We start from the raw sequence: 25125 nt of genomic DNA on the forward strand, positions 1-25125 counted from the left end.
TGAGTCGCCTCCGCTCGCTGCGCTCGCGAGGCTCCTCGCTCGTCGGAACCGCTCGACCTCGTTCCTCGGCCGGCGTTCCTCCTCACTTCGTCGCCTCCAGCACCGCCGCCGTCACCGCGCCGCGGACGACCAGCTCGTACACCTCGTCGAGGTCGCCGTCGACGCCGTCGAAGTACCCGGCGACCTCGAGCGACACGAAGCCGTGCAGGGCCGCGAAGACCGCGATGCCGGTGGAGATGATCCGCTCCTCCGGCAGGCCGGCCGAGCGGACCATGACCGCGAGCGCCTCGATCGTCTCGCTCGCGGCGTCGAAGAACGCCTCGCCGTCGATGGCCGGCCGGGTGATCGCGGCGTAGCGCTGCGGGTGCGAGCGCGCGAAGGACCGGAGGGCGTGGCTGAGGACCCGCAGGCCGTCGGCACCCGCGTGCCCGGCCGCGGCCTGCCGCACCTGGTCACCGAGCAGCCGCATCGCCCGCAGCTGCACGAGCGACCGGAGGTCCTCGAGGTTCTCGACGTGGTTGTAGAGCGAGGACACCCGCGCGTCGAGCTCGCCCGCAAGGAGGGTCATCGTCAGCGAGTCGTAGCCGTCGCGGTCGACGATCTCCTCCGCGGCGGTGAGCACCGCCTCCTGGTCGAGCCGGGCGCGGCGACCACGGCTGGTCTCGACTGGCACATCGCTCCTCGGCAGCTCGGGTGCGGAGGACACTAGTGTGCGTGGCGATGACCTCGGAGGCGACTCGCACATGGCGGCCGGACTGGCCCTGCCCGGTCGTCGCCATCCTCGCCCAGCAGCGGCGGGGGAGCGGGGACCCGACGCTCCGGCTCGACGTCGGCGGCCGGCAGTGGCGGGCGAGCCGCACTCCCGAGGGTCCGGCAACGCTCGCGCTCGACGTACGCCGGCGCGACGGCGAGGTGGTCGCCGAGGCCTGGGGCCCGGGTGCGGCCTGGGCGCTGGCGCAGCTGCCCGACCTGCTCGGCGCCGCGGACGACTGGTCCGGCTTCGAGCCCCAGCACCCCGTCGTGGCCGAGGCCTGGCGCCGGCACCCCCATCTGCGGCTCGGCCGCACCGGCCTGGTGACAGAGTCGCTGGTGCCCGCCGTGATCGAGCAGCGGGTGACGGGCAAGCAGGCGTTCGCGGGCTTCCGCACCCTGGTGCGGCGGTACGGCGAGCCGGCGCCCGGCCCCGGCGCGGACGTCGGCCTGTGGCTCCAGCCCGAGCCGGGCGCGATCCGGGCGGTGCCGTCCTGGGAGTGGCTGCGCCTCGGGATCGACGAGTCCCGCTCGCGCACGGTCGTCACCGCCGCGCGGCACGCCACCGCGCTCGAGCGCGTCACCGCCGACCCCGCGTCGGCGGACCGCCGGCTCCGGTCCCTGCCGGGCGTGGGTGCGTGGACCAGCGCCGAGGTGCGGCAGCGCGCGCTGGGCGACCCCGACGCCGTGTCGTTCGGTGACTTCCACGTCGCGAAGGACGTCGGCTGGGCCCTCACCGGCACGCCGGTCGACGACGCCGAGATGGCCGTGCTGCTCGAGCCGTGGCGCCCGCAACGGGGGCGCGTCCCGCTCCTCCTCGGCGCCGCCGGGCTGCGCCGACCGCGCCGCGGACCCCGTCTCGCCGTTCCTGGACACCTACCACCGTGACCAAATGACGTGATAACTGTTACACCGAGGAACAGGCAGATGGGCTGGACGGGAACGAGGGCGGCGTATGGCGACGATCGCAGCGAGCGGCAAAACGCTCCTCGACAGCTTCTCGGGCCGGTTCAAGAAGGGCATCAACACGTCCGGTGAGCTCGTGAAGCTCGGCATCGAGTCCGTGCAGTTCGGGATCACCGACATCGTCACGCGCAGGTTCTCCTGGACCGAGTTCCTCCTGCAGTGCTGGTTCATGATCCGCGTGTCGCTGCTGCCGACGATCCTCGTCGCGATCCCGTTCGGCGTGATCACCTCGGTGCAGATCGGTGGCGCGGCCAACCAGATCGGCGCCAACAGCTTCATCGGCGCCGTCAACGGGATCGGGGTGCTCCGCCAGGGAGCGCCCCTGGTCACCTCGCTGATGATCGCGGGCGCGGTCGGCTCCGCCGTCTGCGCCGACCTCGGCGCGCGAACCGCGCGGGAGGAGATCGACGCCCTCAAGGTCATGGGCATCTCGCCCATCCAGCGCCTGGTCGCGCCGCGCATCCTCGCCGCGCTCCTGGTCGCTGTGCTGCTGACCGCGATCGTCGCGATGGCCGCCATGATCACCGCGTTCATCATGGTCGTCGGCGGCGGCCAGATCTCGTCGGGGACCTACATCAACTCGTTCGTCGGGCTCTCGCAGCCCATGGACCTGTTCGTCGCCGAGCTGAAGGCACTGATCTTCGGTTTCATCGCCATCGTCGTCGCCGCCCAGAAGGGCCTCAACGCCCACGGCGGACCGAAGGCGGTGGCGGACGCCGTCAACCAGGCCGTCGTGCTCAGCGTGATCCTGCTCGCCGTCGTCAACGTCGGCCTCACCCAGGCCTACGTGATGCTGTTCCCCTCAGGAGGCTGACGTGGTCGACGTGCAACCGCGTGCCCGCTCCATCGGCGACCGGGTCTCCGACTCGCTGGTGGGGGCCGTCGACGGGCTGATGGGGTCGCTGGCCAAGCTCGGCTCGTTCGCCACCTTCGCCTTCGACATCATCAAGTCCCTGCCGTCCATGCTGGCGCTCTATCCCAAGGAGATGCTCCGCCAGCTCAAGGACATCGCGTGGGGCAGCGGCGCGCTCCTCGTCGGTGGCGGCACCGTCGGCGTGATGGTGCTGCTCTCGCTCGCGGCCGGCACCTCGCTCGGCATCGAGGGCTTCAACGGCCTCGAGCTGGTCGGCCTGGCCCCGCTGAGCGGCTTCATCTCCGCCAGCGCCAACACCCGCGAGCTCGCTCCGCTCATCGCGGCGCTCGCGCTCGCGGCGCAGGTGGGCTGCCGGTTCACCGCGCAGATCGGCTCGATGAAGATCCACGAGGAGATCGACGCCCTCGAGGTGATGGCGGTCGACCCGATGCGCTACGTCGTCGCGACCCGCGTGTTCGCGGCCATGGTCGCGATCGTCCCGCTCTACCTGATCGGCCTGATCGGGAGCTACATCGCGAGCCAGCTCTCGGTCGTGGTGCTGTTCGGGCAGTCGCCCGGGCAGTACGACCACTACTTCTCCTCGCTCATCCAGGGCCGCGACATCATGCTGTCGGTCGTCAAGATCGTCATCTTCGCGATGATGGTCGCGCTCATCCACTGCTGGTACGGCATGAACGTCGGCGGCGGCCCGCAGGCGGTCGGCGAGGCAACGGGTACGGCGGTCCGCGCCAGCATCGTGTCGGTCGTCGTGATCGACATGGTGCTGACGCTGATCTTCTGGGGCGGGGATCCGGGCTTCCGGATCTCCGGGTGAGGGGCGCGTAGAGAGATGGCCCGCACCGTCACCCGCCAGCAGCTCGCCCGCCGGGGCGTCGTGGTCGTCGTCGGCATCGTCCTCGTCGGCGTCCTGGTCTCGCTGCGCAGCAACGGCACGTTCGGACAGGCGCCGCACGTCACCGCCGAGGTCGCGACCGCCGGCGGGGCGCTGCGCTCGGGCTCGGACGTCAAGATGAACGGCGTCATCGTCGGCAAGGTCAAGGGCATCTCGCGCGCCGACGACGGCGCGGTCAGCCTCGACCTCGAGATGTCGGACCAGGACATCGACCACGTCCCCGCCAACGTGGTCGCCCGGATCCTCCCGGCGACCGTGTTCGGGACGACGTACGTCGACCTGATCGTGCACGGCACCCCGTCCAGCGACCACATCGAGGCGGGCGACGTCGTGCGGCCCGACAAGACCCAGGGCACCCTGGAGCTGCAGCAGGCCCTCGACGACATCGACCACATCGTCAAGGCGCTCGGCCCGAAGGAGCTTGCCTCGGCGATCGGCTCGGCGGCCGAGGCGCTGGACGGGCGCGGCGACCAGCTGAACCAGTCGGTGCGGACGATCAACTCCTACCTCGACCGTATCAACGGCCGGATGCCGGCGATCCGCAGCGACCTCTCCGCGCTCGCCAGCGCGACCGGGGTCGTCGACGACGTGGCGCCGGACCTGCTCCAAGCGACCCACGACAGCCTGCCGTTCCTGAACACCGTCGTCACCCAGGAGGCAGCCCTGACGTCGCTCATCGCCGGCGGCACCGACCTCGCGGACACCGTGCAGCAGTTCCTCAGCCGCAACCAGCGCAACCTCGTCGCCTGGATCAACGACACCGGCCGGTTCGTCGACGCCATCTACGACAACCGGCGTGCCGGCATCACCGACGCGGTCACGGTGAACCTCGCCGCCGGCCGGATCCTCCACGCCGCTGTGGAGCACGGTTTCATCAAGGTCGACGCCAACCTGCGCACCGACCTGCCGCCCTACTACAGCAGCCACCCGGGCTACGGCCGCTCCGCCGCCGCCAACGCGGGTCTCTCGTCCATCGCAGGGGGCGGCCAGTGACCGGCATCCGCAGCGTCGCCGTCAAGGTGTTCCTCTTCGCGCTCGCCAGCATCCTGCTGCTGGTGCTGCTGGTGAACACGATGCACAACGGCGTGAACGGCGACACGATCGAGTACAACGCCGAGTTCACCGACGTCAACGGCCTGCGCGTCGGCGACGACGTCAAGGCGGCCGGCGTCCGGGTCGGGCAGGTCAGGTCCATCGACGCCACCGACGACGGTGCCCAGGTGACCCTGCTCGTCCAGAAGGACCAGCCGATCCTCGACAACACCGAGATCAGCATGCGCTACGAGAACCTGCTCGGGCAGCGGTACATCTCCCTGACGCCGAAGCCGGGTCAGCCGCTCGGCAAGGCGCTCCCGGCCGGGGCCGAGATCGGCACCGACCAGACCGACCCGGGCTTCGACCTGACCGAGCTGCTCAACGGCTTCCGTCCGCTGTTCGAGGTCCTCAAGCCGGGCGACATCAACACCCTGGCGACCTCGATCATCAAGGTCCTCCAGGGCGAGGGCGGGACGGTCGAGTCCCTCCTCCGGCAGACCTCGCAGCTGACGAACTTCGTGGCCGACCGCGACCAGGTCATCGGCGAGGTCATGGACAACCTCAAGCCGGTCCTGGACAACCTGACCAGCCAGAAGGACCAGATCTCCTCGACCGTCATCGAGCTCAAGAAGATGATGACCGGGCTGGCGCGCGACCGGAAGTCGATCGGCGCGTCCATCGACGGGATCAGCCAGCTCGTCGGCTCGACCAACTCGCTGCTCCGGCAGGCACGGGTCCCGCTGACCAACACCTCCCGGCAGCTCCGGCTCGTCGCCGGCAAGCTCAGCGACTCCCGTGCGGAGCTCGAGAAGGCGCTGCCCGCCTTCGCGCTGCTCTTCGAGTCGCTCGGCCGCGCCACGTCCTACGAGAGCGCTCTGAACGTCTATGTCTGCTCGTTCGCCGTCGGGCTCGGGTCCGCGACCGTCCCGCTCAGCCTGAGCGGCGGCAACGGTCCCTGGTCGGAGGTGTGCTCATGAAGCCCGTCAACGAGTGGAACTCGTTCCGGGTCGGCCTGGTCGGGATCGCCGTCGGACTGCTCGTCGCCGGCGTCGTGGTCGTGCTCAGCGTCGTGAACTTCGGCACCAGCACCTACACGGCGGAGCTGGAGCACACGGCCGGCCTGCGCAACGGCGAGGACGTGCAGGTGCACGGCGTCGTGAAGGGCAAGGTCACCGGGATCGAGCTCCAGGGCGACCACGTGGAGGTGACCTTCGTGGTCGACAAGGACATCGCCCTCGGCTCGCGGACGACGGCCAGCGTCAAGGTGGCCACGCTGCTCGGCACCCACTACCTCGAGGTCGACCCGGAGGGCTCCGGCACGCTGGCCGACTCCCGGATCCCGATCGACCGCACCGAGGTGCCCTACAACCTGCAGGACGTGCTCGAGAGCGGTTCAGGGGCGCTCGACAAGCTCGACCCCCAGCTGCTGGCCAAGGCACTCACCTCGATGGCCGACACGTTCAGCGCGAGCTCGGGCGACATCGGGCCGGCGCTGCAGGGCGTCGCGCGGCTGTCCGAGGTGATCGCGAACCGCTCCGACCAGGCGGGCGAGCTGCTCCGGTCCGCCCGCAACGTGAGCGACCAGCTCTCCGACAGCAGCGACGACATCGTCGAGCTGATGCGCCAGACCAACCTGGTCGTCTCGGAGGTGACCGCGCGCCGCGAGGCGATCCACCGCCTGCTGATCGAGGTCACCTCGCTGTCCCGGTCGCTGACGGCCGTCGTCCGGTCGACCAAGGGCCAGCTGAAGCCGGCCCTGGTCGACCTCAACAACGTGATCGACTTCCTCAACAACGAGAAGGACACCCTCGACCACGTGGTCGACGTGATGGCGCCGTCGCTGCGCTACGTCTCCAACGCGCTCGGCAACGGGCCGTGGGTCGACCTCTACGTCAAGGACCCGGCCCTTCCGGCCGACGACTCGGTGTGCGGAGCGCGGGGTGGTTGCCAGTGAGCACGACGACACTCCGCAGGCTCGCGCTCGCGGTCATCGCAGCCGTGCTGTTCTCGACGTCCGGATGCGGAGTGCTTCCCGGCTCCGCCGGCTCCCGGGAGATCAGCGCCTACTTCGAGGACTCCGCCGGGCTCTTCAAGGGCAACGACGTCGGCATCCTCGGCGTCGTCGTCGGCAAGATCACCGACATCTCGCCCGACGGCGACCGGGTCAAGGTGACCATGGAGGTCGACGGCGACTACAAGATCCCGCAGGACGCCGGCGCCGTCGTCGTCGCGCGCTCGGTGGCGACCGACCGCTACGTCGAGCTGACGCCCGTCTACACGGGCGGGCCGGAGATGAAGGACGGCGCGGAGATCCCGCTGAACCGGACCCGCACCCCGGTCGACTTCGACCAGGTCCTCCAGTCGCTCAACCGGTTCGCGACCGGCATCGCGGGGTCCAAGGACACCATCGACGCCGTCAAGCGGTTCATCAGCGCAGGCACCAAGGCGCTCCAGGGACGCGGGCCGCTGCTCAACCAGACCATCCACTCGCTGGCGGACGGGGTGAACGGCCTGAACGCGCAGCGCGAGGACGTCGCTGCGACCATCAAGTCGCTCGACACCCTGCTCGGCACGGTCGCGCAGAACGAGGGCACGGCCCGGACCTTCATCCAGCAGGTCGCCAAGGCCAGCGATCTGCTCGCCTCGGAGCGGACGAACTTCCGGACCGCGCTGCGGACCCTGAACACCGCGGTGACCCAGGTCGCCCGGTTCGCGGTCGACAACCGGGACCAGATCGTGCGCGCGCTCGGGGGCTCGACCCGGCTGATGCGGAACGTGCTCGGCAAGCAGGACCAGCTCCAGGAGATCCTCCGCGACATGCCGCTCGCGCTGCAGAACATCCAGCTCGCGAAGACGTCGGACAACAAGCTCCCGACCGTCCTCGACCCGCTGGCCCTCGCGCCGCTCGGCGGCCTTCTGCAGGGTGTCTGCGACAAGCTGCCGCCCGCCGTGTGCGACCTGCTCAGCCTGCAGCCGCTCGGCCGCCCACAGCCCGGTCCGGCCGTCGGGGGAGGTGCCCGATGAACGGGCGGGCCCGGCGCTGGGTGGCCGCCGTCAGCGTCGTCGTGGCCGTCACGGTCACCGGCGCCGGCTGCAGCACGACGATGCGCGACCTGCCGATCCCCGGCACCGGCGTGTCCGGGGACAAGATCGAGCTCAAGGCCGACTTCAGGGACGCCCTCAACCTCGCCGAGGGCGCACCGGTCAAGGTGAACGGGGTAGACAGCGGCAAGGTCACCGCGATCACGGTCGACGACTACACGGCTCACGTCACGATGGACGTCAAGAAGGACGCCGAGATCCGCAAGGGCGCGACCGCGCGACTGCGCTACACGACCCCGCTCGGTGAGCTCTTCATCGACGTCACCAACCCGGCCGACGGACCGGTGATGAAGGACGGGGCGACCCTCGGCCTTCCCGACACGGAGACCGCCCCGACCGTGGAGGACGCGCTCTCCGAGGCGTCGCTGCTCATCAACGGCGGCGGCCTCGACCAGCTGCGGATCATCACCGACGAGCTGAACAAGGCGCTCGGCGGCAACGAGGAGAACATCCGCGGCCTGCTCGACCGGGCCAGCACCTTCCTCACCGAGGCGAACTCGACGACGCAGAGCATCGACGCGGTGCTCAACTCGCTCAACTCGTTGTCGAAGACGCTCAACGACCGCAAGGACGTCATCAACGACGCGATGCGGCAGATCCGGCCGGCGGCCGCGGTGCTGCGGCGGGCGACCCCTGGCTTCACCAAGCTGCTGCAGGCAGTGCAGCGCTTCTCGGGCGCCGCGAACAGCACCGTGAACGCGACGCGGACCCAGCTGCTGAACCTGCTGGCAGAGGTCGAGCCGACGCTGGCCGAGCTGTCCTCCAACAGCGGCCGGTTCGACGCGATGCTCCGCTCGATCGAGGAGGCGGCCTCCGCGGCGAAGCAGGCGATCCCGACGGACTACCTGAACATCAAGATCAACTTCCACCTGGACGGCATCACCGGCACCGGCCCCGTCGGCGGGCTGCTCGACCTGCTCGACCTGATCGGGGTCGTGCTGCCGACCGACCAGGTCAACCAGATCCTCCAGGGCCTCGGGCTCGGCGGTCTGCTGCCCAAGAGCCCCGAGAGCCCGAAGAGCCCGTCGGACCCGACGGGATCGACGGGGTCCACGAGCGACGACCTGCTGGGGCTGGACGGCCTCCTCGGCGGCCTGACCGGTGGAGGCAACTGAGATGCTCAAGCTCCTGACCGACAAGCTGGTGCTCAGCGCCGTGGGTGTCGTGGTCGTCTTCCTGTTCGCGGTGGCCTACATCTTCTCGGCCGTGCTCGACCAGCCGCTGACCTCGCGTCCGGTCACGGTGACCGTCGACCTGGCCCAGAGCGGCGGCCTCTTCGAGGGCTCCAACGTGACCTACCGCGGGGTCCAGGTCGGCAAGGTGACCCAGATCGTGCCGACCGACTCCGGCGTCGCGGCGACGATCAAGATCACCTCCGGGACCAAGATTCCCCAGGACGCGATGGCGAAGGTGCGCAGCCTGTCGCCGGTCGGCGAGCAGTACCTCGACTTCCAGCCGCAGTCCGCCGACGGTCCCTACCTCGAGAGCGGGGACACCGTCAGCGCGCAGTCGACGGACATCCCCAAGAGCCTGAGCTCCACCGTCGTCGCGGTGAACAAGGTCCTCGACCAGATCGACGACAAGAAGCTCAAGAGCGTCCTCCAGGACCTGAGCACCGGCCTCGCCGGCACCGGCGACGACCTCGGCCAGATCCTCGACCAGGGCAACCAGATCCTCGCCACGCTGGACGAGATCTGGCCGCAGACCGACCGCGTGATCACCAACGGCGGGCGGGTCCTGGGGATCGTCAACGACAACGCGACCTCGCTGCGCACCCTGGCGACGAGGTCGAAGGAGTTCGCCTCGTTCCTGAAGAACTACACGCCCGAGTTCAGTGACGTGCTCGACCGCACGCCCGGCCAGCTGAAGCAGCTCCGATCGCTCGTCGACGACGCCGAGGAGGTCCTCCCGGGCTTCCTGTCGGTCGGCGTGAGCTTCGACGACATGTTCCTGGCCTACGAGCCGCACCTGCGGACCCTGCTGCAGGAGTACAGCCCGGGCCTGCGGGCCCTGATCGCGGTGCTCCACGACGGGAGGCTGAACGTCCAGATCATCCCGCACCGAACCCGCAAGTGCGACTACGGCACGACCCGCCACCTTCCCTGGGACCCCGAGCGGCACCCGTTCCAGACCGGCGGGCACTGCGCGGCGTCGTTCCCGACGCTGCAGCGCGGCGCGGCCCACGCACCCGGGCCGGTACGGTGACGCGGGTGCAGGACAAGCGCTCCCAGCTGCTGTCGGCGATCCTCGTGGTCGCGCTGGTGCTGGCCCTGGTGGCCGCGGGACTTCTGTTCAAGGCCTGGCACGACGCCAAGGACGAGCGCGACGACGCCAAGGACCGCCTGGGCGACCTCGACTCGGCGGAGTCCGCCGCGCGCGAGCTGCTCGTCGACATGACGACCTACGACTACCAGCACGTCGACGACACCTACGACTGGCTCGACCAGCTCACCAACTCCGAGGTCAAGAAGAACTTCGCGAGGAGCGAGGACAAGATCGAGCGCGTCGTCCGGCTCGGCAAGGTCGTCGCGAAGGGCGAGGTCGAGGAGTCGGCGTACCGCCCCGGCGCCGACGGCACGTCGGTCGTGGTGGTCGCGTTCGTGCACCAGACCATCACCGACGGATCGGACAACCAGAAGACCGAGGACCAGTGGGCGACGCTCACGATGGTCCCCGGCGACAGCGACTCCGGGTGGCTCGCGTCGAACGTCCAGCTGTCCGGGATCCCCGACCCGGCCGGCACGGTCACGACGCAGTGACACGCTCGCGGTCCGCCGACCACTAGATTTGCCGACGTGGCACGGCTCAGCGGGGAATCGGTGACGGCGCGGGTCTGGACGTTCATGCGCCGGCTCCTGCTCACGGTCCTCGGCCTGCAGGTCGGCCTGGCGATCGGGATGTCCCTCGTCGACAGCTACCGGCGCCGCGGCAAGCGCCCGAAGCCCTTCCCGACCCGGCCGCCCGGTGAGGTCGTCGTCGGCGACGGGTTGGTCACGACCTACACCTTCGGCCGCGACCTCTACGACGACATGCTCGCGGCCATCGAGGGCGCCGAGCGGCAGATCCTGTTCGAGACCTACATCTGGAAGGGCGACGCCACCGGCGAGCGGTTCAAGCGCGCCCTCGCGGACGCGGCGGCGCGCGGCGTCGAGGTCTACTGCATCTACGACGCCTTCGCGAACCTCGTCGTGTCGCCCTCGTTCCAGCGCTTCCCGTCCTCGGTGAAGGTCCTGCGCTATCCCGTCTACGCCGCCGGCTGGCGGTTCTTCGACCTCCGCCGCTACGGGCGCGACCACCGCAAGATCCTCGTCGTCGACGACACGGTGGGGTTCGTCGGCGGCTACAACATCGGGTCCGCCTACGAGACCGAGTGGCGCGACACCCACGTGCGGGTCACGGGTCCGGCGGTCTGGGACCTCAAGCGCGCGTTCGCCGACTTCTGGAACCTCAACCGGCGCCGGCGGTTCCGCGCGTCCGAGCGGCCGCTGCTGCTGGAGACCGCCTCGACCTGGGAGCCCCGGGTCCGGTTCCAGCGGAACGTGCCGCGGCTGTGGATGTTCCCCATCCGCTCGATGTACCTCGAGGCCATCAACCGCGCGAGCCGCAACATCTGGCTCACCACGGCCTACTTCCTGCCCGACCAGGACTTCGTCGACGCGCTGAAGGACGCCGCGCAGCGCGGGGTCGACGTACGCCTGCTGCTGCCGCTCAAGTCCAACCACATCGTCGCGGACTGGATCTCCCGCGGCTACTTCAGCCAGCTGCTCGACGCCGGGGTACGGATCCTGCGCTACCGGGACGCGATGGTGCACGCGAAGACCGCGACGGTCGACGGCACCTGGTCCACGGTCGGCACCGCCAACATCGACCGGCTGAGCCTGCAGGGCAACTTCGAGATCAACGTCGAGGTGATCGACCACGGGCTCGCCAAGGAGCTCGAGGAGATCTTCCTCGTCGACGAGTCCAACTGCCTCGAGCTGACCAGCGGCGAGTGGGAGGCTCGCGACCTCCACCGCAAGTTCACCGAAGCCGTCCTCGCGCCGCTCCGACCGCTCCTGTAGGGATCTGACGCATGAAGCCACCCGTCCCCGACCTCGCCGGGCGCAAGGTCCTGGTCACCGGCGCGGCCAGCGGCATCGGCCGCGCCGTGGCCCGGCAGGCCGCAGCCGCCGGCGCCGTCCTGCACCTCACCGACCTCGACGCCGACGCGCTCGCCAAGGTCGCGGCCGAGATCGAGGCCGACGGTGGCACGGTCGCCGTCGCCGAGCCGGCCGACGTCTCCGACCGTGACGCCGTACGCCGCCTGGGCGCGGTCGTGGCCGCGCGCTCGGGGTCCATGGACGTGGTCCTCAACGTCGCCGGCATCGCCCGGTGGGGCACGGTCCGCGGCCTCGAGCACTCCGACTGGCGGGACCTGGTCGAGGTCAACCTGATGGGACCGATCCACGTCATCGAGGAGTTCGTGCCGCCGATGGTCGACGCGGGGCGTGGCGGCCAGCTCGTGAACGTGTCGTCGGCCGCCGGCATCATCGGGATGCCCTGGCACGCCGCCTACAGCGCGAGCAAGTTCGGCCTGCGCGGTGTCTCCGAGGTGCTGCGCTTCGACCTGCGCCGGCACCGGATCGGCGTCAGCCTGGTCTGCCCGGGCGGCGTCGACACCGGCCTCGTCGAGACGATCCGGATCGCCGGCGTCGACAGCCAGAGCAAGGCGTTCCGTCGCGCCCGGGCCGGCTTCCAGAAGCGGGCGGTGACTCCCGAGCACGCGGCCGCGGCGATCTGGAAGGGCGTCCGTCGCAACCGCTACTGGGTCTACACGTCCTTCGACATCCGGTTCGTCCACTGGGTGCAGCGGTACTTCCCGCCCGGCTACGTCCTCGCCATGCGGGTCCTCGGGTACGGCGCCAACCGCGCCCTGCCGGCCGTCGAGCGGGCACGGCGCAGCGACCTGGCGGAGCTGCGGTGAGTGACGCGCCGCGTGTCCCGCCGGGCTCCTGGCGGGAGACCGGTCCCGCGGTCGCGGCGTTCGCCTGGGCGGCGGGCCGCGTGACCGGCACGGAGCCGCCCGCCGTCTTCCGCACCCTCGGCCGGCACCGCCGGCTGTTCTGGGGCTGGCTGCACTTCGCCGGCCGGCTGATGCCCGGCGGCCGGCTCGCCCGCCGGGAGGCCGAGCTGGTGATCCTGCGGGTCGCCGCGCGGCTCGGCTCGCAGTACGAGCTGGTCCAGCACCGGCGGCTCGGCCGGCGAGCCGGGCTCGACGCGACCGAGGTCGCCGCGGTCGAGGACACCGCAGCCGAGCTCCCCGCTTCCCTGACGGACCGGGAGCAGCTGCTGCTGCGGGCCGCCGACGAGCTGCTCGCCGACCAGGACCTCTCCGACGTGCTCTGGGCCGAGCTCGGCCGGCTCCTGGACGAGAAGGAGCGGATCGAGCTGGTCCTCCTCGTCGGTCACTACGCCATGCTGGCGACCGTGCTCCAGACCCTGCGGGTCCAGCCGGACCGACCGCGCTGATCCAGCCGGCTCGGCGGTGTCCGTGGGGCGCCGTACGCTGAAAGACATGCGCCCCGTCACCGATCTCGAGCGCCGAGTCGCCCCGTTCAGGGTGGTCTCGGACTACCAGCCGTCCGGCGACCAGCCCGCGGCCATCAAGGAGATCTCCCGCCGGATCCAGGCGGGGGAGGAGGACGTCGTCCTGCTCGGCGCCACCGGCACCGGCAAGACGGCCACCGTCGCGTGGGTGGCCGAGCAGGTGCAGCGCCCGATCCTGGTGATGCAGCCCAACAAGACGCTGGCCGCCCAGTTCGCCAACGAGCTGCGCCAGCTCTTCCCCGACAACGCCGTCGAGTACTTCGTCTCCTACTACGACTACTACCAGCCCGAGGCCTACGTCCCGCAGACCGACACCTACATCGAGAAGGACTCCTCGATCAACGAGGAGGTCGAGCGGCTACGCCACTCCGCGACCAACAGCCTGCTCACCCGCCGCGACGTCATCGTGGTGTCCACGGTGTCCTGCATCTACGGCCTCGGCACGCCGCAGGAGTACGTCGACCGGATGGTGCGGCTCCGCGTCGGCGAGGAGCACGACCGCGACTCGGTGCTGCGCCGGCTGGTCGAGATCCAGTACACCCGCAACGACATGGCGTTCACCCGCGGCACCTTCCGGGTCCGCGGCGACACCCTCGAGGTCTTCCCGGTCTACGAGGAGATGGCGGTCCGGATCGAGTTCTTCGGCGACGAGATCGAGCGGCTGATGACGCTGCACCCGGTGACCGGCGAGGTGCTGACCGAGGACACCGAGCTCTACATCTTCCCGGCCAGCCACTACGTGGCCGGCCACGACCGGATGGAGCGCGCGATCGCCGGGATCGAGGCCGAGCTCGAGGAGCAGCTCGCGACCTTCGAGCGCCAGGGCAAGATGCTCGAGGCCCAGCGGCTCCGCATGCGCACGACCTACGACATCGAGATGATGCGCCAGGTCGGCAGCTGCTCCGGCATCGAGAACTACTCGATGCACATCGACGGCCGCAGCCGCGGCTCGGCGCCCAACTGCCTCCTCGACTACTTCCCCGAGGACTTCCTGCTCGTCATCGACGAGTCGCACGTCGCGGTGCCCCAGATCGGCGGCATGTACGAGGGCGACATGTCCCGCAAGCGCAACCTGGTCGAGCACGGCTTCCGGCTGCCGAGCGCCATGGACAACAGGCCGCTGCGGTGGGAGGAGTTCCTCGACCGCACCGGCCAGACGATCTATCTCTCGGCCACGCCGGGCGACTACGAGCTCGACAAGGTCCGCGGCGACGTCGTCGAGCAGATCATCCGCCCGACCGGTCTGGTCGACCCCGAGGTGGTCATCAAGCCGACCAAGGGCCAGATCGACGACCTGATCCACGAGATCCGCACCCGCGCCGACAAGAACGAGCGGGTCCTGGTCACGACGCTGACCAAGAAGATGTCCGAGGACCTCACCGACTACCTCCTCGACGCCGGCATCCGCACCCGCTACCTCCACTCCGAGGTCGACACGCTCAAGCGGATCGAGCTGCTCCGCGACCTGCGGCTCGGCGCCTACGACGTCCTGGTCGGCATCAACCTGCTCCGCGAGGGCCTCGACCTGCCCGAGGTGTCGCTGGTCTCGATCCTCGACGCCGACAAGGAGGGCTTCCTGCGCTCCGACAAGTCGCTGATCCAGACGATCGGCCGGGCGGCCCGGAACGTGTCGGGCCAGGTGCACATGTACGCCGACAAGGTGACGCCCTCGATGGCGTCCGCGATCGACGAGACCAACCGCCGCCGCGAGAAGCAGGTCGCCTACAACGAGGCGAACGGCATCGACCCGCAGCCGCTGCGCAAGAAGATCGCCGACATCACCGAGATGCTCGCCCGCGAGGACGAGACGACCCAGGAGCTCCTCCAGACCTGGGCCGACGTCGGGGTCAAGGGCCGCGCCGGGGGAGTGCGCCCGCGCAAGGGGGCACCCACGCCCGCGCTGCGGCAGAGCGACATCGGCGGCCACGCCGCCGAGCTCGCCGGACTGCCGAGCTCCGACCTCGCGGAGCTGATCCAGGACCTCACCGACCAGATGAAGGCCGCGGCCGCCGAGCTCCAGTTCGAGCTGGCCGCCCGGCTCCGCGACGAGATCTCCGAGCTCCGCAAGGAGCTCCGGCAGATGGTCGAGGCGACCAAATGACGCCCGACCAGGACATCTGACCCACTTCCTGGAACATCCCGCGCGCGACTTCATGTCTCGCGTAGCGTGACCGTCGCTGACCGGGGGTCGTTAGCGAGTCAGAAGCAAAATGTGTAACCCGTCACAGCGTGCCTCGTTTGCCAAAATGAGAACACGTTCTACTATGACGCGTCACGCTGCGACCGACGACCACACGGGGAGATGATCCGCCATGGCCTTCAGCGCCACGTCGGTCATCCGGGGACCCGGCGAGATCGCCCTGATGGTCGTCGAGGTGACCAAGCGGATCTTCACCAAGCCGTTCCAGATGCGTGAGTTCCTCGAGCAGGCCTGGTTCATCACCAGCGTCACCTTGTTGCCCACGATCCTGGTCTCCATACCGTTCGGCGCCGTCATCTCCCTCCAGGTGGGCAGCCTCACCGGCCAGCTCGGCGCGCAGTCCTTCGCGGGCGCGACCGCGGTGCTCGCGACCGTCCGCGAGGCAGCGCCGATCGCGGCCGCGATGATCATCGCCGGAGCCGCAGGCTCGGCGATCTGCTCGGACCTCGGCGCCCGCAAGATCCGCGAGGAGATCGACGCGATGGAGGTGCTCGGCATCGACCCGCTCGAGCGCCTGGTCGCCCCGCGCGTGGTCGCGACGATCTTCGTCTCGGTCATGATCAACGGGATCGTGATCGCGACCGGCATCGGCGGCGGCTACTTCTTCACCGTGATCGTGCAGGGCGGGTCCGCGGGAGCGTTCCTGGCGAACTTCACGGCCCTGGCCTCGCTGCCCGACCTCTACATCGCGATGATCAAGGCCGCCCTCTTCGGCTGGCTCGCGGCCATCGTCGGCGCCTACAAGGGTCTCAACGCGGGCGGTGGACCGAGCGGCGTGGGCCGCGCGGTGAACGAGTCGGTGATCATCGCGTTCATGCTGCTGTTCTTCCTGAACGCGGTCATCACGGCGATCTACTTCCAAGTCTCCCCTCCGCAGGGCCTCTGATGGCGACCAACGTGGTGACCGAGACGGCGGGCGACCTCGTCCGGGGCGCGCGCGACCGGATGGAGCAGTACGGCGACCAGCTGCTCTTCTACGCGAAGGCGCTCGGGTGGGCCCCTCGCGCCATGCGTCGCTACCCGCGCGAGATCTGGAACACGCTCGCCGAGGTCGCCTTCGGCGCCGGCGGGCTGAGCATGATCGCGGGCTCGGTCGGCGTGATCGCGTTCATGGCGTTCTTCGCCGGCACCGAGGTCGGCATCCAGGGCTACGCCTCGCTCAGCCAGATCGGCGTCGCGAAGTTCAGCGCGTTCATCTCCGCCTACTTCAACACCCGCGAGGTCGCACCGCTGGTCTCCGCGATCGCGATGGCTGCCACCGTCGGCTGCGGCTACACCGCTCGGCTGGGTGCGATGCGGATCTCGGAGGAGATCGACGCCCTCGAGGTGATGGGCATCCCGTCGCTCCCGTTCCTCGTGACGACGCGCATGATCGCGGCGTTCCTGGCGGTGATCCCGCTCTACATCGTGGCGCTGTTCGCGTCCTACCTCTCGCCGCGGCTGATCGTCACGATGATCTACCACCAGTCGCCGGGCACCTACGACCACTACTTCCTCGAGTTCCTGCCGCCCGTCGACATGCTCTGGTCGTTCTTCAAGCTGCTGTTCCTCGCGGTCGCCGTGATCCTCATCCACTGCTACTACGGCTTCACAGCATCCGGCGGTCCGGCCGGGGTCGGCCGCGCGGTGGGCCAGGCGATCCGGACCAGCATCGTCACGATCGTGGTGGCCGACTTCTTCCTCAGCTTCGCGATCTGGGGCTCGACCACCACCGTGAGGATCACGGGATGACGCGGGCGCGGGAGGTGAGCGCGCCGTGCTGGTGAACATCCACCACGACAGCACCCGCGAGCACAACAGGCTGCTCGTGGCGGGCGTGGCGTTCCTGACCACCCTCGCGCTGCTGATCTACCTGTCGATCGCGATCTACAACAAGGACTTCGACCGCACCACCGACATCACGATCAAGGCGCAGCGGGCCGGGCTGCAGCTCGCGAAGTTCGGCGACGTCCGGATCAACGGCGTGCTCGTCGGCCAGGTCCGCGGCATCACCCAGGACGGCGAGCAGGCGGAGATCCACATCGCCCTCGACCCGGACGCGGCCGAGCAGATCCCCGAGAACGTCTCGGTGCAGATCCTGCCGACGACGCTGTTCGGCCAGAAGTTCGTCGCGCTCGTCCGGCCGGACGACCCGTCCTCCCACAGCCTCGCGGACGGCGACGTCATCCCCGCCGACCGGGTGAAGACGAACGTCGAGCTGAGCCGGGTGCTCGCGCAGCTGTTCCCGCTGCTGCGCTCGGTCCGCCCGGCCGACCTCAACGCCACGCTCAACGCTCTCGCGACCGCGCTCGACGGCCGCGGCAACCGGATCGGTCAGACCCTCGACGAGCTCGGCGGCTACGTCAACGCCATCAGCGCGCACCTCCCGACGCTGCGCAAGGACCTCGTCGCCCTGTCCGACGTCTCCAGCGCCTACGACGACGCGGCGCCGGACCTGCTCGACGTCCTCGACAACGTGACGGTCACGAGCAAGACGATCACCGAGAAGGCAGCGGACCTGCACGCGTTCTTCTCCGATCTCACCGGTCTCTCCGACGTGACGACCCGGATCCTGCACGACAACGCCCAGGACCTGATCCGCGTCGGCCAGGTGACCGACCCCGTGCTCGCGCTGCTCGACGAGTACTCGCCGGAGTTCCCCTGCCTGATCCGCGGCGGCGACAACTACCGGCCGATGCTGTCGAAGACGTTCGCCGGCCACGTCGTCAAGCAGTTCATCGTCATCGGCACGCCGCAGTACCGCGTCTACGGCGAGCAGGACAAGCCGGTCTACGGCGACGTCGGCCACGGCCCCTGGTGCCTCGGCCTGCCCAAGCTCGCCGACCCCGACAGCGACGGGATCCCGTTCCACCTCAACCAGGGCACCGACATCGACGAGCACCGTCCGACCAGCCCGCTGCCCGGCTTCGGCTCCTTCGACCCCAACGACCTCAACTTCAACCTCACCAGCGGGCCGGCCGGCACCGACGGCGACAAGGAGGTCGTCAACGCGCTCCTGGCCTCGCGGAGCGGCCACACCGCGGACTCCTACGGCGCCCTCGGGTCGCTGCTCTACGGACCGGTCGTCCGGCAGGGGAAGAGGGCCGACGGGTGAACGACTGGAACGATCACGTGGGCGGGCCCGAGGACCACACCGCGAAGCTGCGCCACCGGCGCAACAAGGTCACCACGGCCGCGGCGATCAAGCTCGGCATCTTCACCGCGGTCTCGGTGATGGTGACCGGCCTGCTGACGGTCATCATGGGCAACATCGGCCTCGGCTCCGAGCACGAGTACCACGCGATCTTCACCAACGCGAGCATGCTCCAGTCCGGCGACGACGTGCGGATCGCGGGGGTGACCGTCGGCGAGGTCAAGTCGGTCGACCACTACGAGCGGACGATGGCCGAGGTGACCTTCAAGGTCGACTCGGACGTGCAGCTGACCGACGCGTCGACCGCGGAGATCCGCTACCTCAACCTCGTCGGCGACCGCTACATGTCGCTCGAGGAGGGGAACCCCGGGGCGGACGCCAAGCCGCTGGACGACGACGGGACGATCGACGTCAGCAACACCAAGCCGGCGCTCGACCTGACCGTCCTCTTCGACGGGTTCAAGCCGCTGTTCCAGGCCCTGACGCCCGACCAGGTCAACGACCTCAGCATGAACCTGGTCCAGGTGCTGCAGGGCGAGGGCGGCACGGTGCAGAGCCTGCTCGAGCACACCGCGTCGCTCACGACCTCGCTCGCCGACCGCGACAAGCTGATCGGAGAAGTCGTCGACAACCTCGGTGAGACGCTCAAGACCGTCGACCAGCACCACGAGCAGCTGACCAGCCTGGTGGTCCAGCTCAAGAACTGGATGCAGGACCTGGCCCGGGACAGGGAGACGATCGGTGACTCGCTCGGCCACATCTCCGACCTCACCGTCACGGTGGCCGACCTGCTGCACCGCGGCCGCCCGCTGCTGAAGAGCGACATCACCGCGCTGCACGACCTGGCACAGCTGCTGAACGAGCCGAAGCAGCGCGCCGCGGTCGAGGACCTGTTGAAGCGGATGCCCGAGGTCATGAGCGACCAGACCCGTACGGGCACCTACGGCTCCTGGTACCAGTACTACATCTGCGCCGTGAACGCGCGGATCAAGCTCCCCATCATCTCGGGACTGGACCTGCCGCTCCTCAACCAGATCTCCGACGCCATCGAGAACTTCAACTTCCACTCCACCGCGCCGAGGTGTCAGGACAAATGAGGAAGGCCGGCGACGCGCGGATCCTGCGCCTGGGAGCGATCACCCTCGTGGTGCTCGCGGTGGTCTCCGCCGCCACGTTCAACCTGTCCAAGTTCCCGGGCTTCCGGGGGACCACCTACTACGCCGAGTTCAGCGACGCCAGCGGCCTGCACAGCGGCGACATCATCCAGGTCGGCGGCATCCAGGTCGGCCGGGTCACGAAGGTCTCCCTCGACGGGCCCAAGGTGGTCGTGAAGTTCGAGGTGGACGGTGACGTCGACTTCGGGCCGGACAGCAAGGCCTCGATCGAGGTGCTGAACCTGCTCGGCGAGAAGTACGTCGACGTGGTGCCTGTCGGGGACGGCCAGCTCGACAGCGGCGGCACGATCCCGCTCGACCACACCGAGTCGGCCTACGACATCGTCGGCGTCTTCAGCGACCTCACCCAGACGACCGACAAGATCAACACCCACCAGCTCTCCCAGGCGCTCAGCACGGTCGCCGGCACGCTGGACTCCGCCGCGCCCGAGGTCAGGGCCTCCTTCGACGGCATCGCCCGGCTGTCCCGCACGGTGGCCTCGCGCGACGAGGAGATCCAGCAGCTGCTGCAGAGCTCGCGGCAGGTGACCAACGTCCTCGACGCGAGGAAGGACGACATCGTCGACCTGATGCACCACAGCGACCTCGTCTTCCAGGAGCTGCAGAAGCGCAAGCAGGCCGTGCACGACCTGCTCGTCAACGCCCGTCAGCTCGCGATCGAGCTGCGCGGCGTCGCAACGGACAACGAGAAGGAGATCGGCCCGGCACTCGACCAGGTCGACAGCCTGCTCACCATGCTGGTCGAGCGCAAGGACCAGCTCAAGGACACGCTGCACCAGCTCGGCCCCTACGTCTCGATCCTCAGCAACATCGTCGGGACGGGCCCCTGGTTCGACGCCTACGCCTCCAACCTCGCGGCGCTCCCCACCGGAGAGTTCGTCCCTGGCTTCGGGAGCTGGAACTGATGGCGAAGACCCTGTGGAGCCGGATCGACCGACGCGTCGTGATCGTGATCCTCGTGCTGCTCGTCGTCGGCGTCGGGGTCAACATCCTCCGCTCGCCGCAGAAGATGATGACGGTGACCGCCCACTTCCCGCGCGCGGTGGCGGTCTACAAGGGCACGGACGTGCGGATCCTGGGCGTCACCGTCGGCCAGGTCACCGCTGTGGAGCCCGAGGGCAACTCGGTCCGCGTCGAGATGGAGTACGACGCGGACTACAAGGTCCCCAAGGACGCCAAGGCGGTGATCGTCACGCCGACGCTCGTCGCGGACCGCTACGTCCAGCTGACACCCGTCTACACCGACGGCGCCGTGATGGCCGACGGTGCCGACATCGCGCTCCCCGAGACCGGCGTGCCGGTGGAGCTGGACCGGATCTACAGCAGCCTGCTGTCGCTGACCCAGGCGCTCGGCCCCAACGGCATCAACAAGGACGGCACCCTCAACCACGTGCTCCAGGCCGGCCGCAAGGCGCTGGAGGGCCAGGGCACCGCCGGCAACGAGATGATCCAGCAGCTCTCCCAGGCCGCGCAGACGTTCGGCGAGGGCGCGGGGCCGCTGTTCGACACGGTCACCCAGCTGGCGTCGTTCACCGAGACCCTGGCCGGCAACGACAAGCTGGTCCGCGCGTTCATGAAGGACCTCGCGGGTGTGTCCCGGATGCTCGCCGCCGAGAGCAGCGACCTGAAGGGCGCCGTCGCCTCGGTCGCTCGCGCCGTCGGCAGCGTGCAGAGCTTCGTGCACGACAACCGGGACGCGCTGGCCCACAACATCAAGCAGCTCACCACGGTGATGACCACGATCAGCTCCGAGTCCGGCAACCTCGACACCGCGCTGCGGATCGCGCCGGTGGCCCTCGGCAACCTCGCGCTCGGGCAGGACCCGACCACGCACACGCAGAACTCCCGGGTCGACATCGCCGGCAACATCTGGGGCCTCGACGGGATCATCTGCTCGGTCATCATGCAGAAGCCGGGGATGCCGCTCGCCCTCAAGAACGCCGCGTGCAACCTGATCAAGCGCATCCTGCGACCGATCCTCGACAAGCTGCCCAACATCCCGCCGGAGTACGACCAGTACCTCCCGAAGGGCCAGGTCAAGGACACCCGCAACGGCTTCACGCTCCCCGAGTCGGGCGCCGACGTGACCTACTCGACCGTCGACGACCCGTCCCTGACCTCGATGCTGGGAGGGACGCCGTGAGCCGCTTCGTGCGCAGCATCGCCGCTGCCGTCGGGTGCGTCGTGCTCCTCGGCGCCTGCGACTTCAACGGCGCCTACGACCTGCCGCTGCCGGGCCACCCGGTCAGCGCGGACGACAGCTACCAGGTGACCGCCGAGTTCCACGACATCCTCAACGTGGTGCCGCGGTCGCCGGTGATGGTCGACGACGTCGTCGTCGGTGAGGTGACCAGCGTCGAGCGGGTCGGCTGGCACGCGAAGATCTCGATGCGGGTCAAGAACGACGTCGACCTGCCGGACAACGCGATCGCCGAGATCAAGCAGGTGTCCCTCCTCGGCGAGAAGTACGTCGCCCTGGAGCCGCCGGTCTCCGAGCCCGCGTCGTCCGACCGCCTCGGCGACGGCGACAACATCCCCCTCTCGGTCACCGGCCGCAACCCGGAGGTCGAGGAGGTCCTGGGGGCTCTCTCCTTCCTGCTCAGCGGCGGTGGCGTCGGCCAGCTGGCCACGATCACCCACGAGGCGAACGAGGTGATGGACGGCCGCCAGGACCAGCTGCGCTCCCTCATGAGCTCCCTCGACGGCGTCGTCGGGACCCTGGACGACCAGAAGGTCGACATCATCAACGCGCTCGACTCGCTCAACGACCTCGCAAAGACGCTGAACAACGAGAAGGACACGATCGGCGACGCGCTCGACGCGACCGGCCCGGCGATCAAGGTGCTCGCCGACCAGCACGACCAGCTGATCGGCATGCTCGGCTCGCTGGACCGGCTCGGCCGGGTCGGCACCCGGGTGATCAACGCCAGCAAGGAGGACGTGCTGGGGATGCTGAAGCACCTGGCGCCGATCCTGAACGGTCTCACCGGCGCCGGTCAGCAGCTCGGCCCCGGCCTCAACTTCCTGGTCAGCTTCCCGTTCCCCAAGTCGGCCAACGCGATCGTGCAGGGCGACTACGCCGACACCATCGCCGAGATGGACATCAACCTCGAGTACCTCTTCAAGTCGCTCGGCATCCCCGAGATCGACCTCGGCGACCTGGGTGGCCTGATCGGCGCGGTGCCGAAGTGCCTGGCCAGCGGATCGCTCACCAGCAAGGCGTGCAAGAAGGTGCTCGGCTCCCTCGACCTGCTCAAGAACATGCGGAAGACCTGCAAGACCGACCGCTACAAGGACAACCCGGTCTGCCAGATCGTCAACGCGGTGCCCGACCTGGGCGACCTGCTCAACCACGGACCGCTCGGAGGCACCCTCGACGGTCTGCTCGGCGGCCTGGCCGGAGGCCTGACGGGTGACAAGTCGTCCTACCCGACGTCACCCTCGGATCCGGACGAGCTGCTGGGAGGCACGGCATGAGTCGCGCGGTCCGGATCCGCCTGGCGGCGTTCGTCGTGCTGAGCGCCGTCGGCATCATGTACGTCACCGCGAACTACCTCGGCTTCTTCGCGAAGCTCAGCGGGAGCAACATCGAGGTCACCGCGACCCTGCCGGGGTCCGGCGGCCTCTACGAGGGCAGCGAGGTCACCTACCGGGGCGTCAAGATCGGCAAGGTCGCGAAGATGAACGCGATCGACGACGGCGTCAAGCTGGAGCTCTCGCTCCAGAAGGGCACCCAGCTGCCGACCGACTCGACGATGTTCGTGCACAACCTGTCGGCGGTGGGGGAGCAGTACCTCGACTTCGAGCCCCCGGACGACAAGGGTCCCTACGCCGTCGACGGCACCGCGTTCCACGGCGACAAGGACTCGTTGCCGGTCGACGAGGGCGCCCTGCTGGTCAGCCTCAACCGGATGGTCGGGTCGGTCAACAAGAACGACCTGAAGGTCGTCGTGCACGAGCTCGGCCTGATGTTCAACGACACCGGGCACGACCTGCAGACGCTGATCGACAGCGGCTCGCAGTTCCTCGACGTGGCGTCGGCCCACACCGACCAGACGATCGCCCTGCTGAACAACGGGCTCACCGTCCTCCGGACCCAGCAGGGGCAGAAGGAGAACATCCGGAGCTTCGCCAACGACCTGAACACGCTCACCACCGCGCTGCGCGACAGCGACGGGAACCTGCGCACCGTCCTCGAGCGCACGGGGCCCGCAGCCAACGAGGTGCGCGGCCTGCTGCAGGACCTCGAGCCGACCATCCCGATCCTGCTCAGCGACCTGACGACGACCGGCCAGGTGATCCAGACCCACCTCGCCGGCATCGAGCAGCTCCTCGTCGCCTACCCGCCGATGATCTACAACGGACCGCTCGGGCTCACCAAGGACGGCTGGGGCAAGGTCAACATCCAGATGGACTACAGCGTGCCGCCCTGCACCGAGGGCTACCTGCCCAAGGACCAGTGGCGCTCGACCCAGGACCTCACCGACGCGCCGTACTACCACGCGAAGTGCGAGTCGCCCCCGCCCTACGAGATGCGCGGCGCCAACGGCATCCCCGGCGACGCGGGCCCCAACGCGTCCCCGCCGCGCGTATTCTCACGTTCCTACGATCCCCTGACGGGTCGGGTGAGGGGGCTGGTCGACACCCACGGCAACCCCGTGGAGCTGCGCCAGCCGGGTGACATGTCGGTGCTGGGAGAGGATGCGTGGAAGTGGTTGCTGGTGGGCCCGGTGACGGGTCGGTGACGGACGGCCAGGACGTCGAGCAGGACCAGGAGCGGAGCAACCTACGGCTGAACGTCGCCCTGTGCTGCGTGGTCGTGCTCGGGCTGGTGGCAGCGCTGCTGGGCGGACTGGCCATCGGGAAGAAGTACAAGGACGACGGTGGTGACGTCGCCGGCAGCTGGTGGCACAACACCACCAACGTGCTGCTGGACCGCCGGTCCGAGATCGGCGGCTCCCGCGCCGGCGAGTACGTCGGCAGCGCCCAGATCTCGGCGGTGAGCCTGGCCGACGACGACGAGCAGACGCGCACCGCGGCGATCCTGGAGTCGGCGACCGAGATGGCCAACGCGTTCCTCAACATCAGCCACGACGACATCGCGGCCTCGGTGAAGCAGGTCCGCTCGCTGGCCACCGGTCTGTTCCTCAAGCAGTACGAGAAGTCCGAGGACGGCTTCGCCACGGCCGCCCGCCGCGCCAAGGCGGTGCAGACGAGCAAGGTGGTCTGGGCCGGACTCGTCGACTCCGACCCCGACTCGGCCACGGTGCTGGTCGCGACGACCGGTACGGTCGCCAACAAGATCACCCACTTCGAGCCTGTCTCCAGGACCTACCGGCTGCAGCTCGACCTCGTCGAGCAGGACGGCAAGTGGTTGACCCGCGACCTGCAGTTCGTCCAGTGAGGGGAGCA

General features: G+C 69.2%; 24 protein-coding genes. 23 read left to right on the forward strand and 1 reads right to left on the reverse strand.

What is annotated here, in order from left to right:
- Positions 1-82 precede the first annotated feature (82 nt).
- Positions 83-673 carry a TetR/AcrR family transcriptional regulator gene (locus ABD709_RS19445; RefSeq protein WP_344778569.1) on the reverse strand — a complete coding sequence of 197 codons (591 nt, stop codon included), beginning with the start codon at positions 671-673 and terminating at the stop codon, positions 83-85.
- Positions 674-720: 47 nt separating this feature from the next.
- On the opposite strand from ABD709_RS19445, the gene ABD709_RS19450 reads away from it, so the two are divergent.
- From ABD709_RS19450 to ABD709_RS19560, 23 genes are all read left to right on the forward strand, one after another.
- Positions 721-1638, forward strand: coding sequence for a DNA-3-methyladenine glycosylase family protein (locus tag ABD709_RS19450; protein WP_344778640.1), 918 nt, complete (start codon positions 721-723; stop codon positions 1636-1638).
- A 67-nt stretch (positions 1639-1705) separates the two neighbouring features.
- Positions 1706-2530: an MlaE family ABC transporter permease gene (locus tag ABD709_RS19455; protein WP_344778571.1), complete on the forward strand. Its 825-nt coding sequence runs from the start codon at positions 1706-1708 to the stop codon at positions 2528-2530.
- Position 2531: 1 nt separating this feature from the next.
- Positions 2532-3404, forward strand: coding sequence for an MlaE family ABC transporter permease (locus ABD709_RS19460; protein WP_344778573.1), 873 nt, complete (start codon positions 2532-2534; stop codon positions 3402-3404).
- Between the two features lie 15 nt (positions 3405-3419).
- Positions 3420-4475 (forward strand): MCE family protein, encoded by a 1056-nt coding sequence (locus ABD709_RS19465; RefSeq protein ID WP_344778575.1) that lies wholly within the window; start codon positions 3420-3422, stop codon positions 4473-4475.
- Positions 4472-5494, forward strand: a complete 1023-nt coding sequence (locus ABD709_RS19470; protein ID WP_344778577.1) for an MCE family protein — start codon at positions 4472-4474, stop codon at positions 5492-5494. Before ABD709_RS19465 ends, ABD709_RS19470 begins: the two co-directional genes overlap by 4 nt.
- On the forward strand, positions 5491-6471 hold the full coding sequence (locus ABD709_RS19475; protein ID WP_344778579.1) for an MCE family protein: 981 nt from the start codon (positions 5491-5493) through the stop codon (positions 6469-6471). The genes ABD709_RS19470 and ABD709_RS19475 overlap by 4 nt, the downstream gene beginning before the upstream one ends.
- Complete coding sequence (locus ABD709_RS19480; protein ID WP_344778581.1) at positions 6468-7541, forward strand: MCE family protein; 1074 nt, start codon at positions 6468-6470, stop codon at positions 7539-7541. Before ABD709_RS19475 ends, ABD709_RS19480 begins: the two co-directional genes overlap by 4 nt.
- Positions 7538-8734, forward strand: coding sequence for an MCE family protein (locus ABD709_RS19485; protein ID WP_344778583.1), 1197 nt, complete (start codon positions 7538-7540; stop codon positions 8732-8734). The genes ABD709_RS19480 and ABD709_RS19485 overlap by 4 nt, the downstream gene beginning before the upstream one ends.
- 1 nt (position 8735) lies before the next feature.
- Positions 8736-9824, forward strand: coding sequence for an MCE family protein (locus tag ABD709_RS19490; RefSeq protein WP_344778585.1), 1089 nt, complete (start codon positions 8736-8738; stop codon positions 9822-9824).
- Positions 9825-9829: 5 nt separating this feature from the next.
- Positions 9830-10378, forward strand: a complete 549-nt coding sequence (locus ABD709_RS19495; RefSeq protein ID WP_344778587.1) for a hypothetical protein — start codon at positions 9830-9832, stop codon at positions 10376-10378.
- An 84-nt stretch (positions 10379-10462) separates the two neighbouring features.
- Positions 10463-11680 carry a phospholipase D-like domain-containing protein gene (locus ABD709_RS19500; RefSeq protein WP_425575197.1) on the forward strand — a complete coding sequence of 406 codons (1218 nt, stop codon included), beginning with the start codon at positions 10463-10465 and terminating at the stop codon, positions 11678-11680.
- Positions 11681-11691: 11 nt separating this feature from the next.
- On the forward strand, positions 11692-12582 hold the full coding sequence (locus ABD709_RS19505; RefSeq protein ID WP_344778591.1) for an SDR family oxidoreductase: 891 nt from the start codon (positions 11692-11694) through the stop codon (positions 12580-12582).
- Positions 12579-13127, forward strand: a complete 549-nt coding sequence (locus ABD709_RS19510) for a carboxymuconolactone decarboxylase family protein (RefSeq protein WP_344778593.1) — start codon at positions 12579-12581, stop codon at positions 13125-13127. The genes ABD709_RS19505 and ABD709_RS19510 overlap by 4 nt, the downstream gene beginning before the upstream one ends.
- A 46-nt stretch (positions 13128-13173) precedes the next feature.
- Positions 13174-15306, forward strand: coding sequence for an excinuclease ABC subunit UvrB (uvrB, locus tag ABD709_RS19515; RefSeq protein WP_344778595.1), 2133 nt, complete (start codon positions 13174-13176; stop codon positions 15304-15306).
- 211 nt (positions 15307-15517) lie between these two features.
- Positions 15518-16291 carry an MlaE family ABC transporter permease gene (locus tag ABD709_RS19520; RefSeq protein ID WP_344778597.1) on the forward strand — a complete coding sequence of 258 codons (774 nt, stop codon included), beginning with the start codon at positions 15518-15520 and terminating at the stop codon, positions 16289-16291.
- Positions 16291-17136, forward strand: coding sequence for an MlaE family ABC transporter permease (locus tag ABD709_RS19525; protein ID WP_344778599.1), 846 nt, complete (start codon positions 16291-16293; stop codon positions 17134-17136). Before ABD709_RS19520 ends, ABD709_RS19525 begins: the two co-directional genes overlap by 1 nt.
- A gap of 25 nt (positions 17137-17161) precedes the next feature.
- Positions 17162-18499, forward strand: a complete 1338-nt coding sequence (locus tag ABD709_RS19530) for an MCE family protein (RefSeq protein ID WP_344778601.1) — start codon at positions 17162-17164, stop codon at positions 18497-18499.
- The gene (locus ABD709_RS19535; RefSeq protein WP_344778603.1) at positions 18496-19635 is read left to right on the forward strand and encodes an MCE family protein; all 1140 of its coding nucleotides are present in this window, start codon (positions 18496-18498) and stop codon (positions 19633-19635) included. Before ABD709_RS19530 ends, ABD709_RS19535 begins: the two co-directional genes overlap by 4 nt.
- A complete protein-coding gene (locus ABD709_RS19540) occupies positions 19632-20618 on the forward strand; it encodes an MCE family protein (protein ID WP_344778605.1) in 987 nt (328 codons plus the stop codon). Before ABD709_RS19535 ends, ABD709_RS19540 begins: the two co-directional genes overlap by 4 nt.
- Positions 20618-21856 (forward strand): MCE family protein, encoded by a 1239-nt coding sequence (locus tag ABD709_RS19545; RefSeq protein ID WP_344778607.1) that lies wholly within the window; start codon positions 20618-20620, stop codon positions 21854-21856. The genes ABD709_RS19540 and ABD709_RS19545 overlap by 1 nt, the downstream gene beginning before the upstream one ends.
- Positions 21853-23190 (forward strand): MCE family protein, encoded by a 1338-nt coding sequence (locus tag ABD709_RS19550; RefSeq protein WP_344778609.1) that lies wholly within the window; start codon positions 21853-21855, stop codon positions 23188-23190. The genes ABD709_RS19545 and ABD709_RS19550 overlap by 4 nt, the downstream gene beginning before the upstream one ends.
- Positions 23187-24458 carry an MCE family protein gene (locus tag ABD709_RS19555; protein WP_344778611.1) on the forward strand — a complete coding sequence of 424 codons (1272 nt, stop codon included), beginning with the start codon at positions 23187-23189 and terminating at the stop codon, positions 24456-24458. Before ABD709_RS19550 ends, ABD709_RS19555 begins: the two co-directional genes overlap by 4 nt.
- Positions 24425-25117 carry a hypothetical protein gene (locus ABD709_RS19560; RefSeq protein ID WP_344778613.1) on the forward strand — a complete coding sequence of 231 codons (693 nt, stop codon included), beginning with the start codon at positions 24425-24427 and terminating at the stop codon, positions 25115-25117. The genes ABD709_RS19555 and ABD709_RS19560 overlap by 34 nt, the downstream gene beginning before the upstream one ends.
- Positions 25118-25125 lie beyond the last annotated feature (8 nt).

It is taken from the genome of Nocardioides panacisoli (assembly GCF_039537325.1).
GTDB classification, from domain to species: domain Bacteria; phylum Actinomycetota; class Actinomycetes; order Propionibacteriales; family Nocardioidaceae; genus Nocardioides; species Nocardioides panacisoli.